This is a genomic window from Hymenobacter duratus (assembly GCF_014698995.1).
Lineage (GTDB): Bacteria > Bacteroidota > Bacteroidia > Cytophagales > Hymenobacteraceae > Hymenobacter > Hymenobacter duratus.
In genome coordinates, this window is record NZ_JACWZZ010000004.1 from 376862 (window position 1) to 389764 (window position 12903).

Below are 12903 nucleotides of genomic sequence, written 5' to 3' on the forward strand. Positions count from 1 at the left end.
GAATCCGGACGGGGCGTTGTGCGTGCCAAAACCAACGGCGGCTTACCGCACCGGCAGCCACTTAGCCAGTACCGCCTGCTGGGCGGCCGTGGGGCTGGCTACCCGCTCGATGCGGTAGCGCTGGGCCGTGGCCGCCAGCAGCGGAAACCGCAGCTCCTGCACCTGCCCATCGCGCGAAACCAGCAGTTGTACCTCCGAGCCCGTGGCCCGGCCGGCCAGCGCCTGCGTCAGGTCGCCGGTGAGGCGGGCGCCATCCAGAGCCAGAATCTCGTCGTTCACGTTCAGGCCGCCCTGCCAGGCACTGCCCCCGCGCACGGTGTTCGTCACCACGTTCTTGCCGCTGGCGCTGCTTACCGTAGCGCCCAGTGCCGCGCCTTCGGCCACCGGCGTAGCTTTCAGCGTGAGGCCTGCATACCCGAAGGCCGTTTCGTAGGGCAGCGTTTCGGTGCCGTACACGTGGCGGCGGAAGAACTCATCGAAGCGGCGGCCGGCCACTTTCGCCACGGCGGCCTGGTATTCCTCGTCGGTGAAGCCGCGCTGCTTTTTCGTGTAATATTCGTCGTAGAGGGTGCGCATCACGTCGTCGAGGCTTTTCTGGCCCTTCGTTTCGTTGATAACCATCAGATCCAGCACGGCCCCGATCAGCTCGCCCTTGTCGTAGTAGCTGATGCCGGTGTTGGCCGAGTTTTCGTTGGGACGGTAGTACTTGATCCAGGCATCGTAGCTGCTCTCAGCGGCCGACTGCTGCTTGTTGCCGGGCGTATTTTCTACCCGCCCAATGCCGTTGCTCAGGTCGGCCAGATAGCCGTCGGGGGTTACAAAGCCGGCCCGCTGCACAATCAGGTTCGAGAAATACTCGGTGCCGCCTTCGCTCACCCACAGCATGCGGGTGTAGTTTTCCTGGTCGTAGTTGAACGGCCCCAGCGCCACCGGCCGGATGCGCTTCACGTTCCAGAGGTGGAAATACTCGTGCGCCACCAGCCCCAGAAAGCCTTTGTAGCTTCCCTCGGTGCTGTAGGCGTTCCGCGACACCGACAGCGTGGTGGAGAACAGGTGCTCCAGGCCGCCCGTGCCCCGGTCGATGTTGTGAATGATGAACAGGTAGCGGTCCAGCGGGTTTTTGCCCACCACGCGGTGCGCTTCCTCGCATACCTTTTTCATGTCGGCCAGCAGCTTGGCCTCGTCGTACTTCACGCCTTGCCCGAACATGGCAATGGTGTGCGGCGTGCCGGCAGCCTCAAAGCTCAGTACCTTGTGCGTCCCGATTTCAATGGGCGAATCCGCCAGCTCGTCGTAGCCCGAGGAACGGAACGTGAACTGGCCGCCAGCCGGCTTCAAGCTGGTGCTCACCTGCGTCCAGCCCGGGGCGGGCTTTACCTCTAGCGTGCTGGGCAGCGCCTGGTTTTCAGCGGGGTACATGAATACGCTGGTGCCGTTTACGTAGCCGTGGGCCGCGTCGAGGAAGCTGGTGCGCACGCTCAGCTCGTAGGCATACACCCGGTAGCGCACCGTGAAATCCTTGTTTTTAGGATGATACACGCGCCAGGTGTTTTTGGCCACTTTCTCTACCCGCAGTGCCTCGCTCCCGGCCTGGGCCGCAAAGCCCTCTACGTGCCGCGAAAACTCCCGCACCAGATAGGAACCCGGCGCCCATACCGGCATTTTCATGTCGGTATACTGCTTGCTGAAGCCGCTGAGCGAGGTTTCAACTTCGAAATAGTGGGTTTGCGGGGCGGGCATGGCCAGCGTGTAGCGCAGCACCGGAGCCGCCAGTGCCGCACTGAACTGGCTCAGCAGCAGCACCAGCACCGCCGCCACAAGCAGGCGGGTACGGGAATGGGTCATGAAAGGGGAATTAGGTGAGAAGTAAGGAGCCCGCCGGGTGCCACCGTAGTGCCTTCCACAGCGGGCCAAGGCAAAGAACGGGGAAAAACAGGCAGGGCTGCAAGCCTATCGGCAAAGTCTCCGCTCTGGCCGCTGGTGCCCAGCCCGCCCACAGCCGGACCGGAACCCGCTACGTAGCTCCGCCGTTAGGGAGGCAGCAGCCCGCCGCTTTCCGGGCCGCGTTACCCTATGCGCTTCGTTTGGATAGCCTTTAGTGCGCTGGTTGCTCTGCTTTTGGGCGTGTTTTTGTGGCCTAGCCGCCCGGTGGAGCGTGCTGCTGCTCCTGCTGAGGAGCCGCTGCCCGTGCAGCGTACGGCCTGGGTCACCAGCAACCGCACTCCCCCAAAAGCCGATAGTATCGTCAGCTTCGCGATGCGCCAGCTAGGCACCAACTACTGCTACGCCGGCAACACTCCCGCCACCGGCTTCGACTGCTCGGGTTTCGTGCAGTACGTATTCAGAAATTTCAATCTGCCGGTGCCCCACTCCACGGCCCTCCTGATTGAGGTCGGCCGCCCGGTGGCTCGTGCACAAGCCCGCCGCGGCGATATTGTGGTATTTACAGGTACGGCCGCCACGTCCAGCACGCCCGGCCATGCCGGCATTGTGGTGTCGGCTCCCGGTGAGCCGCTGCGCTTTATTCACTCTTCCTCCGCCCGACGTGAATCCGGAGTCAAGATCAGCCAGGTAGAAGGCACCGACTACGAGCGGCGCTTTATGCAGGTGCGCCGGGTACTATAGCCGAAAAACGGCCCTTTTGCCTAGTTGTGCCGGAGCTATAAAAGAGCGATGCCCGGCCGCCTATGCATGTCCTCCTGATTGAGGCTGCTGGGCGGGCCGGGCATCTAATCCTTCAAATCTTACCAAGCGACGAGTCTGGGGTACAGGCCCGTCATCTCCTTATATAGGTAAGACCTTGCCGTAATGCGGGAAATGCTAAAATGGAAGCAGGTTCCGCGCGAAACCTTTTGTTAAGCGCGTCCGGCGGTGAAGCGGACTACATTCGACAGGCTTGGCAGGATTTGTTTGGGACTACTAGACATTTTGTACCTCCTTTCTTTACGTTCGACATAACCCCGGCCGCGTCTCCCAATACCTTAGGGCTCCTTGGGCGGGGCTGTAGCACTCACTACGGTTGGTAAAGTTAAAAGCCTGCGGGATGGTTCAAAATAAAAAGGGCTTTTTTTAGCACTGCAAGCCGCTTTACTGGTCATAAACCTGATCCTCAGCCGTTTTAATTTTTCTTTTACGGATAAACGCAGCACTGGCCTCAAACTTGCAATCCGGGCAGGTAGCAGCTATTTGCCGGGAGTTGCTGACATGTAGGAGTTTTCTCCTATCTTTTCCCACCATCTTTTTACCCCCCTCTCTTCACACCATGAAAAAATCCCTGTTTCTCTCCCTCGCTTTCCTGCTTGGCTTGGTACGGCTGGCCTCTGCCCAGACCCTCTCCCCGCTGGGCACCTGGCAGAACGAAGAAAAGAAAGCCACGTTCGAAATCTACAAATGCGGCAACAAGCTGTGTGGCAAAATCGTGACCCTGACCGTGCCCAACGACCCGGCTACCGGCAAACCCAAAACCGACTCCCAGAATCCCGACCCCAAGCTGCGCAACCGTCCACGTCTGGGCCTGGTGTTCATGCAGGGCTTCGAATATGATGATAGCAACAAGTGGGATGATGGCAAGATCTACGACCCCGAAAGCGGCAAAACCTACTCCTGCTACATGAAGATGATCAACGCCAACACCATGGAAGTAAAAGGCTACATCGGCTTCTCCATGATTGGCAAATCGCAGACCTGGACCCGGGTCAAATAAGCCCGATTCACTTTTCAGGCGTATACTTGGCGACGCTTCCGCACGTGCGGGGGCGTCGCTTTTTGCTGCCATAGAGTTGTTGTGGCCCATGCGCTGCACCTCATCATTCCCTCTCAAACCAGCTTTTCAACGCTTTGAAATCCTTATTACTGAGTTTATTGCTATGGTTGCGGGCGCTGGTACCAGCGCCCGCCCAAACCCCGGTGCCGCTGGGCGTCTGGGCCGATGATTCCGGTGACTCCCATATTGAGCTTTACCGCTGTGGGGAGCAGCTGTGCGGACGGCTGGTGTGGCTGCGCACTCCTACTGATGCCAACGGCAAACCCCGCCTCGACGAACACCACCCCGACCAGAGCAAACGCAGCCAGCCGTTGCACAACATGACCGTGCTGCAGAACCTGCGCTACAATGCCGAGAATGACCGATGGGAAGACGGCTCACTCTACGACCCCGACAATGGCCGCACCTACTCCTGCTACCTCGCCGCCGCCGGGAAAGACCGGCTGGAAGTGAAAGGATACATTGGGTTCTCTCTTTTTGGGCGGGCGCACTACTGGCAGCGCGTGAAGTAGAAACCGGCACTGTTTTTTCTTTGCAAGGCAGGCACCTTCCAGTGCTTGCCTTTTTTCTTGCCTTCCCGAGGGGGTCAAAAAAATTTCGCCCTGCCCCCACTGAAAAAACCATTTGCCTGGGGTGGTGTTCTTCATGATATACCCGGTTCACCTTGTTACAACTCTTTAAACGGCTCTTTTCCTCCGGCGCTGCTACTCAGCCAACTGAGTGGAAGCCACTGCACCGCACGCCTGCGCAAGAGCGGCTGCATGCCCGCTGGATAGCGCAACAGGTGTATCTGAACTGGGCCGGGCCTTACTTCAAGGCCTATCATTTTTGCAAAGCCGGTATTCAGGGGCATGGCCTGCGGGTGCAGCTCCTGAATGAGCCCGGCCGCCAGGGAGCGGTACTGCTCTACGACCCCAGTATTGGTCCAGGGAATTTCCGCCACTTCTTCGACCTGCTGCGCGACCGTGTGCTGGCGCTGGGTTATAACGTCTCGACTTCGGACCAGCGCACGCTGCACCACGAGCAGTATACCGAAACCATAGAGAAGCATTTTCTGAAGCCCCGGCCCAACGACTGTACCGCCACCGGCCGTTGCAACCAGCGCTATGGCAATGTGGTGGTAGACCTGGTGCAGGTAAACGGTCAGCCGGGGTTCATCCGCTTTTTCAGCAACCCCTTTCAGGATTCCATCTTTACGGCGCCACACTCCTTTGACGAGTTGATGGCGGCAGTACTGGACCTGCCACCCGCTCCAAAGGAAGTACAGGCCCGCATCAAGCAGTACGCCAAAGGATAGTTTACCAGCTTTACTGGACTCTGTGTAGCCCCCTGTTATACAGCAAGCCCTTGCTACCATCGTGGCAGCAAGGGCTTGTTGGTTCTGTAGCGTATCGACGGCTACTCCCGCACGAAGCGGGCCAGTGCCACTTTGCCGTTGGCGAAAGTGAGACGCATGTGGTATAGGCCCGCAGCCAGCACTTTGGTATCGAGCTGAGCATGGAGCGGGTCTACCTGCTGGCGCAACAGCACGCGGCCGGTAGCATCGGTAACTTCCGCAGTGGCGCGGGCAGTCAGGTCCTGGAGCCGGAGCGTTTCGCGGCAGGGGTTTGGGTACACGGTGAACCGAGCAGTGCGGGCCGCCGCCTCGGTGCCCAGTATCAGCGTGAAGTCACGCGAGGTGATACCGTCGCCTTTCAGCAGCCAGTTGTTGGCATCTACCTCTACCAAAGCTACCGTTTTGGTGATAGGTACGGTGAAGTTGGAAACCAACTGAGACTGACGCAGACGCAACACCTGCGAAGTACCATCAGTAAAGAACAGCGTGTAATCAACGTCGGTATCGAAAAAGGGCGTTATGCCGGCCACCGATACCGTTTCGGTGTTGCGCAGGTAGAAGTTCTGGCCTACCTGATTCCAGTAAACCGAGAATGTGGGGTAGCCCTCGCCGCGGTACCATTGGTCGAAGAAGTACTGCAGGGAGCGGCCTGCTTCGGCTTCAAAAACAGCCTGCAGGTCGCGGGTGCGGGCCGTGCGGCCGCTGTACGTGCTCTGGTAGGTGCGCAGGGCCCGGAAAAACTTGGTGTCGTCGTTGAGCAGGTAGCGCAGCATATGAACGACTATCGCGCCTTTCTTATAGGTCAGATTGTAGTCGAAAATGCGGCCCACGTTGGTCGTGTCCGGCACCCGGACGCTGCCGCCCAGCGCCGGTACCCACTGCCCGCCTACGTAGCGGTTTTTGGCATAGTACTGGGCCGTTTCTATCCACTGCCTGGCATCATTCGCCGAGGCAAAGCGCGTGAGGGACAGGTATTCGCCGTAGGAAGCGAAGCTCTCATTCAGCCAGATATCTTCCCAGGACGCGCAGGTCACGTTGTCGCCGAACCATTGGTGAAATAGCTCGTGAGCCGTGAGCGTGAAGTTGAACCCGTCCTGCGTGGTCATGGTCTGGTGCTCCATGCCGCCCCCGATGGGCGCCATGCTGTGGCCATACTTTTCGCTGGCAAACGGGTAGAGCCCTACCAGGCTGGAGAAGTTTTCGAGGAAGCCCGGCGTGCGGTCAATTTCCGTCCGGTAGTAAGTCAGCGCCGCCTGGTTGTAAACGTAGTTGACGATGGGAATCTGGGGGCCGCCTACGGGATTGGCGTAGTTGATGTACTCTACATAAGGTGCCACCGCCACCGACACCAGGTAGTAGTCGATGGGTTTAGCGCGGTGCTTCCACTCGTAGCGGCTCTTGCCATTGGGCATGGGCGAAACCCGCTGCAGCACCCCGTTGGAGCCCACTTTGTTGATGCTGCTCGTTGTCACCCACACATCCAGAGAATCAGCTTTGTCGGTGAGCACCTGCTTGCAGGGCCACCACTCATGGGCCGAGAAAGGCTCCGACAGGCTCCAGGTGACGTTGTACGTGTAGTTCAGGTTGTTGATCCGGACGCTGGAACGCGTGTTGAGCGCATTGCCAATGGCCGCCGTGTTGCCGTTCGGTGCCGTGCCCCGGTAGTAGACCACGGTGCTGAACTGGGTGTTTGCCGGTACGGCCTGCGGCAGAGCGGCCGTCACATCGGAGCCAGCGCGGCGCAGGCCCGGTGAGCGGCGGCCGTTTACTACCACCGAGTCGATGGTGAACGTCTGGTAGAGCTCAAACGCAACAGAGTCCAGCGGCTGGGCGAGGGTGCGGGCCACCATCCGGACATTGCCGCCAACGTTGCGGGAGTTGTTTTCAAGCGCAATATCCAGCTTGTAGTACTTCACATCGTAGCGGTCCATTTTCTGGCGGTGGCGCACGGTAGCTGCCGGGCCGCGCTGCGCCGCCTGGGCATGGGCCCGCACGCAACTGGCGGCCCCATCATGGGTTAGGCTAAGCGGATCTGGTCGGGCGGCCGGCGACTGAGCATGCGCTCCGGAAGCGGCCAGCAATACCCCTGCCAGCAAAGAGTAGAAACGATACATAGAGAAACCGGGAATGTTAAAGAGTGAAGAAGCCGCTGCAGTAGCAAGAAGCAGCCCGCCAAGATACGCAGTACCCTTCACTAACCGTTGCTGAAAAGAACCGGGTTCCACTGTCCTGGTTGTATATTTCGGAAGCTCTTTTCAACCTGTTATATCCGTCTGCTATATGCCCGTTGCTACTCCCCGTTTCGTCCGTTGCCGCAGCCGTTGCCTGGGCCTGTTTCTGCTGCTTGCGCTGTGGCTGGGCTGCGCGCCGGCGGCCCGTGCCACGCACATTGTGGGCGGCGAAATGGACCTGCTCTATCTGCAGGGCAATACCTACCAGATTACGCTCAACCTGTATTTCGACGCGCTGAACGGCAACCCTGGCGCCCTCGACAATGACATGACGGTCAGCATCTTTGAAAAAGGCTCTAACCGCCGCATGCAAAACCTGACGCTGCCGCTCGCTTCCAACACGCTCGTCAACTACACAAACCCGGCCTGTTCGTCGCCTTCGCTCGTTACGCGCCGCATTGTGTACGCCGCCCGCGTTGATTTATCGGCCAACATCTACACCAATGCGGCGGGCTACTATGCGGCCGTAGAGCGGTGCTGCCGCAATAATGGTATCAGCAACATTGTGCTGCCCGCCGATGCCGGCCAGACGTTCTACCTGGAGTTTCCGCCGGTGGTGCGCAACGGCCAGCCCTTCCGCGACTCTACTCCCCGCATTTTTCCGCCCCTGAGTGATTATGCCTGCCTGGGTGAGCTGTTCTATTATGATTTCGGCGGGGTAGATACCGACGGCGACTCGCTGGTGTATGAGCTGGCTACGCCCTTCAATGGCTACTCTACTACGGGCGTGCCCAAGCCCACGGAAGCCCGCCCGCAGCCTTACCCTGAAGTACGCTGGGGTACTGGCCTGAGCGTGCAGAATCAGATTCCGGGGGCACCTACGCTTAGCATCAACTCGGCTACGGGCCGGTTGGAAGTCCGGCCCACCAATGTCGGGCTGTTTGTATTTGGCATCAAATGCTCGGAGTTCCGGGACGGCACCAAGATTGGCGAAACCCGACGCGACTTTCAGCTCAAGGTGATTTCCTGCCCGCGCAACGCGGCCCCCAGCATGAGCGTGCAGATGCCGGGAACCACCAGTTCCTATCTACCCGGCCGCGACACGCTGCGCCTACGCCCCGGCTTCAGCCGCTGCATCACGCTGCGCTTCACCGACCCTGACTCTCCTTCGCGCCTGGCCTTGTCGTTGCGGCCCGTCAACTTCCCGGCCTCCTTGCTGCCGTCTTTCACCGTCACGCAGGGCACCGTGAAAAGCCCGGGCGCCCCCGATACGCTGGTATCGCAGCTGTGCTTTCCGGCCTGCTTCAACTCGCGGGGCCAGGTATATCTGCTTGATATAATAGTGGCCGATGACGGCTGCAGCCTGCCCAAGCGCGACACCGTGCGTGTGGCTTTCACGGCCATCCCGGACCCCAACAGCCCGCCCACCATCACCTCCACAGCCGCGCTGCCACTGCGGGCCCGCGTCGGCGACCTGATAACGTTCGACGTAACCGGCACCGATACCGACGGCGACCCACTGTCGCTTTCGATGACCGGCCAGGGTTTTCAGCCAGCTGATCAGGGCATTACCTTCACGCAGGGGGCCAGCGGCAACCAGATCCGGGGGCGCTTCTCCTGGCGCGTGGATTGCCGGGCAGTCGGCCGGCCGCTGTACGAGCTGAATTTCCTGGCCAGCTCATCGGTCTGTAGTGAGGCCCAGACGGCAAGCCTGCGCATTCCCATTCAGATTGACTACACCAATACCCCGCCGGTCCTGACCTCCAGCCTGCCGCCCGCCCCCACCACGCCCATCGACGCGCCGGTGCGCATCCGGCGGGCCGTGGGCGGCGTGTACGAAGCCACCTTCGCCGGCACCGATGCCGACACAGACCCGCTGGTGCTGTCGGCTACGGGCAACGGGTTTGATCTGGCCGCGGCGGGCATGAGCTTCCGGGCTACCAATGGCGCTGGTCGTGCTACGGCCGTTTTTCGCTGGGATGCCAACTGCGCCGGCCAACAGCAGCCCGATGGGGCGCTGGAAGTAACGTTCCGGCTGGAGGAAACCACCTGCCGCCCTGAGCCTCGCACCCGGGTTGTGCGCTTTGAGCTGATTAACCCGGATACGCTGGCTTTCACGCCGCCTAATATATTCACTCCCAACAACGACCCCGGCCAGCGCAACGAGTTCTTCACTATCCCCAATCTGCCGCCTGACTTCTGCGACTCCCGCTTTGCCAGCATCAAGGTGTTTTCGCGCTGGGGAAATCAGGTGTATGAGAGCAAGCTCCGCAACTTCCGCTGGAATGGTGGCCAGCAGCCGGCTGGCGTGTACTTCTACCTGATTGAGTTCACCGACGGCCGCAAATACAAAGGCCCTATCACACTGGAAAGATGAAGCTGACAGGCAAGGCTACGTATCAGCTGCTTTCTGCCACCACAGCTAATAGAGCAGCACAAATACCACGAACAGTGCCACCCAGAGCACATCAATGAAGTGCCAGTAGATATTGAGCATCCGTAGTTGCAGACGGCGGTAGGGGTTGCGGATAAAAACCAGGGTGCGCACGGCATCATGGGAGGCATGCAGAGTACGCAGCAACAGCACCAGTAGGAACACCATGCCGCCCAGCAGATGCACGACGTGCAGCGCCGAAATCAAATATAGAAACGTGCCGCTGGCCCGGCCCCCGAAGGGTACGCCCTGCAGCAGCAGTTCGCGCCAGCCCAGTACCTGCAACCCTGAGAAGATGCAGCCCAGCAACAGAGTGGCACCCAAGCACCGGGTCAGGCTCTGCACATCGTCGGCGCGGTAGAGGCGTGGGGCCTGGCTTAGTACATAGCTGCTGATGAGCAGCACAATTGTGCTAATGGAAAAGAACCTTGGGAGGGACTGTGTGCTAGTAGGCATTTCGGCCGCGTAGCGGGTATAGGCATACGCCACTACCAGAAAAAGAAACAGCACCGCCACCCCCGACAGCCCCAGGTACAGAATCATAAGCAGCGGCGGTACTCGCTCCATGCGCTGGAAGGCGGAAGCCGGCCGGTTGGCACCGACTTTATCTTTGTGTTCTTTATCGGAGTTCATGAGCGGCGGTAGTAGGCAACGGTCTTTTGCAAACCAATAGAAAGGCCTTTAGTTCCGGACGCGCTGCCGCCGCTTAACCCAAGGTCTTAGAGCCAGATACGTAAAACCGGTTCGTACCGACGAGTAGGATTCGGGGCATTTTTCCAGAAAAAAACCGTCCTCCCGCTCAGGGCGGAAAGACGGCCTTTTCAGTCGCCGCGAAAGAAGGAACCTATTTTCCCCAACACGGCATTCAGGGTGATTTTAGGGCTGCGGCCGGCGCCGAACGTAACGTAGGTTTTGCCGGCTACCCGCAGATCCAGCACCAGTCCCAGCTGCAGGGCCAGGTCGTTCAGTTGCTGCAGCGGATCGGGGCCGCGGGGGCCTTTGGGTTTGGGCGGGGCGTTCGGGTCTTTGGGTGGGCCGCTGGTAAGCTTATCGAGGACCCGCTGGCTGGGTACGTTCAGGATGAGGTAGGAGCCGGAAGCTGCCACCTGAATATCGTCGCCGTCGAAGGAAATAACCAGCTGAGCCTCAATATCGAGGCCGCTAGCCAAGGGACGGCGAAGTTGAGGACGGCAGTTCCGGCCGGGCCGGCGCAGGCGGGTTTTCGCCGCGCGTCCGGATGCGCAGGGAACCGTTCAGGCGAAACGTGGTGGCCGGAGCACTGGCGTTCTGCGCATTGGGCATCTGCAGCTCCATCTGGTCGAAAGTCAGGGCCAGCTCTACGCCGCCCGACAGTTTGGAGAGCAACGAGGCAGCCGTGTCGGCCCAGGAGGTGGGTTGAGAAGAATCGGGCATAAGGAAGAGGTGAGGGTGTTGCTATGAAAACGAAGGCGAGTGGCGCAAGTTACACGCCCCATTGGATTCCGGGATGTAGACTCCGGCATTGGGCACAACGGCAGGCTGGCAACGATTTTGCACTACCGAAGCTCAGCTACTGCAATCAAAATATTGCGGACTGCGTATGTTGGCCCGTTGCTGTACGTCTCTTTTGCACCTGTTTCGCATGCTATTCTCCTGTCCTCGCCCCTTTCTGCTGATTTCGGTCCTCACATTGGCACCAAGTCTCACCTATGCCCAAACTACTCCTGCTGCCGCCGAATCCAATGCGGTGCGCCCGGCAGACAGAGCATTGCTTTCACCAGCCATAAAGCCCGCCGCCGGCCAGCCTTTCGGCCTTTCTGATAACACCGAACTGGTTTATCGTCTGCTGGATGCCAATGGCAAGCCTGCCGGCGAGCTGCACCAACGTGTAGTTCGCCTGAAGAGGGATGAGCGGGAAGAAAGCAAAAAGCAGGTAGTAACGGAGCAAACCGCGCTGCTTAAGAGCGGCCTCTACGACAAGAAAAATATTCTGGTAACCCTCCAGGACCTCACTTTCCGGGCCCGCCGCGACACCAGCTTCACCGACGGTATGGCCTGCATCAACCACGATGCGCTGCGCTCCTTCCGCGACCGGAAAATCGTGTACACCCCGGTAGCGCTGGCCTGGCCCGACCGGCCCACCGTTGGCACCGACCTGCCCGATGGTGGCGTCACCATCAACGTCAGCAGCTCCGTGGTGAGCATTGCCAACGTAAGCACCACGCTGCGCAAGCGGCGGGTGGTAGGCGGCCCTACTCCTCTTACAACACCAGCCGGCACCTTCTCCTGCTACAAAGTGGAATCTGAGCGGGAAGAGGCCACGGTGCCCCGCCCCGACATGGCCATGCGCAGCACCACGAAGCAAGTGGATTTCTATGCACCCGGCGTGGGCATCATCCGGACGGAGCGCTACACGAAAGGCGGTAAGCTTGAGCAGGTTCAGGAACTCACTTCCCGCACTACCTCGGCGGGCGCTACGGATGAGAAGGTGAAATACAAGGCAAAAAAATCGTAATTTCCGGACCGGAATATTTCGTTGTCCTCACCTTTCTTTTCCATGTCCTTCCAGCACTTCGTTTTCGCGGCGGCCCTGCTTTCCCTGGCTGCTTGCCAATCTTCTCCCGCAACCGAAACAGCGGCTACTGATAAGCCCGCTACCGAAACGCCCGTTTTGCTTACCGGCAAAACCTACGGGGCTGCGGTAAACTCGGAAGGTGCCAAGCCACTGTCAGAACTCAATCAGGTGCTCGGCACCCAGGATTCGGCGCAAGTGAAGCTGATTGGCAAAGCCGATGCCGTGTGCCAGGCCAAGGGTTGCTGGATGACGATGAAGACGCCAGATGGCCGGGAAATGCGGGTGCGGTTCAAGGATTATGCCTTCTTCGTTCCCAAAGACATTGCCGGCAAAACTGTCGTTATCAATGGCTGGGCGCACCGGGAAGAAGTGCCAGTGTCTGATTTGCAGCATTACGCCAAAGACGCGGGCAAGTCTGAGAAAGAAATTGCGGCCATTACCAAACCCGAACAGCAACTCAACTTTGAGGCTGACGGAGTGCTAATTGCAGATAAGCTGTAGCACAAGCATCTGGCCTCACGAAGAAAAGCCCCGCTCTACAAGCGGGGCTTTTGTTTTTGAAATTCACCACTGGTTAGAGGCATATGGCTGTCAGAAACGGGCCCCGGTTAGTAGCTTGCGGAGCCTTTGACCCATACTACCGAA

General features: G+C 59.5%; 12 protein-coding genes. 7 read left to right on the forward strand and 5 right to left on the reverse strand.

Annotation, left to right across the window (positions count from 1 at the left end; translation table 11 throughout):
- Positions 1 to 42: 42 nt before the first annotated feature.
- Positions 43 to 1845 (reverse strand): M61 family metallopeptidase, encoded by a 1803-nt coding sequence (locus IC231_RS17715; RefSeq protein ID WP_211539169.1) that lies wholly within the window; start codon positions 1843 to 1845, stop codon positions 43 to 45.
- A gap of 228 nt (positions 1846 to 2073) precedes the next feature.
- Between IC231_RS17715 and IC231_RS17720 the strand changes: the two genes are divergently transcribed.
- The 4 genes from IC231_RS17720 to IC231_RS17735 all read left to right on the forward strand — a co-directional run bounded on the left by IC231_RS17720 (position 2074) and on the right by IC231_RS17735 (position 5060).
- Positions 2074 to 2625, forward strand: a complete 552-nt coding sequence (locus IC231_RS17720) for a C40 family peptidase (protein ID WP_190785812.1) — start codon at positions 2074 to 2076, stop codon at positions 2623 to 2625.
- Between the two features lie 637 nt (positions 2626 to 3262).
- On the forward strand, positions 3263 to 3703 hold the full coding sequence (locus IC231_RS17725; RefSeq protein WP_190785813.1) for a DUF2147 domain-containing protein: 441 nt from the start codon (positions 3263 to 3265) through the stop codon (positions 3701 to 3703).
- Between the two features lie 134 nt (positions 3704 to 3837).
- Positions 3838 to 4275 carry a DUF2147 domain-containing protein gene (locus tag IC231_RS17730; RefSeq protein ID WP_190785814.1) on the forward strand — a complete coding sequence of 146 codons (438 nt, stop codon included), beginning with the start codon at positions 3838 to 3840 and terminating at the stop codon, positions 4273 to 4275.
- Positions 4276 to 4427: 152 nt separating this feature from the next.
- Positions 4428 to 5060 carry a hypothetical protein gene (locus tag IC231_RS17735; protein WP_190785815.1) on the forward strand — a complete coding sequence of 211 codons (633 nt, stop codon included), beginning with the start codon at positions 4428 to 4430 and terminating at the stop codon, positions 5058 to 5060.
- A gap of 101 nt (positions 5061 to 5161) precedes the next feature.
- On the opposite strand, the gene IC231_RS17740 is transcribed toward IC231_RS17735, so the two are convergent.
- The gene (locus tag IC231_RS17740) at positions 5162 to 7213 is read right to left on the reverse strand and encodes a M1 family aminopeptidase (RefSeq protein ID WP_190785816.1); all 2052 of its coding nucleotides are present in this window, start codon (positions 7211 to 7213) and stop codon (positions 5162 to 5164) included.
- 166 nt (positions 7214 to 7379) lie between these two features.
- Between IC231_RS17740 and IC231_RS17745 the strand changes: the two genes are divergently transcribed.
- Positions 7380 to 9647, forward strand: a complete 2268-nt coding sequence (locus IC231_RS17745; RefSeq protein WP_190785817.1) for a T9SS type B sorting domain-containing protein — start codon at positions 7380 to 7382, stop codon at positions 9645 to 9647.
- A 45-nt stretch (positions 9648 to 9692) separates the two neighbouring features.
- On the opposite strand, the gene IC231_RS17750 is transcribed toward IC231_RS17745, so the two are convergent.
- The 3 genes from IC231_RS17750 to IC231_RS17760 form a co-directional block, all read right to left on the reverse strand.
- On the reverse strand, positions 9693 to 10337 hold the full coding sequence (locus tag IC231_RS17750; protein ID WP_190785818.1) for a cytochrome c oxidase subunit 3: 645 nt from the start codon (positions 10335 to 10337) through the stop codon (positions 9693 to 9695).
- 188 nt (positions 10338 to 10525) lie between these two features.
- Positions 10526 to 10873 carry a hypothetical protein gene (locus IC231_RS17755; RefSeq protein WP_190785819.1) on the reverse strand — a complete coding sequence of 116 codons (348 nt, stop codon included), beginning with the start codon at positions 10871 to 10873 and terminating at the stop codon, positions 10526 to 10528.
- On the reverse strand, positions 10866 to 11117 hold the full coding sequence (locus tag IC231_RS17760; protein WP_185886355.1) for a hypothetical protein: 252 nt from the start codon (positions 11115 to 11117) through the stop codon (positions 10866 to 10868). Before IC231_RS17760 ends, IC231_RS17755 begins: the two co-directional genes overlap by 8 nt.
- 208 nt (positions 11118 to 11325) lie before the next feature.
- Between IC231_RS17760 and IC231_RS17765 the strand changes: the two genes are divergently transcribed.
- Both IC231_RS17765 and IC231_RS17770 read left to right on the forward strand, forming a co-directional pair.
- Entirely contained in the window at positions 11326 to 12198 is an 873-nt protein-coding gene (locus IC231_RS17765) for a TapB family protein (protein ID WP_190785820.1), read from the forward strand.
- A gap of 42 nt (positions 12199 to 12240) precedes the next feature.
- Positions 12241 to 12759, forward strand: a complete 519-nt coding sequence (locus IC231_RS17770) for a DUF4920 domain-containing protein (RefSeq protein WP_185886357.1) — start codon at positions 12241 to 12243, stop codon at positions 12757 to 12759.
- Positions 12760 to 12903 lie beyond the last annotated feature (144 nt).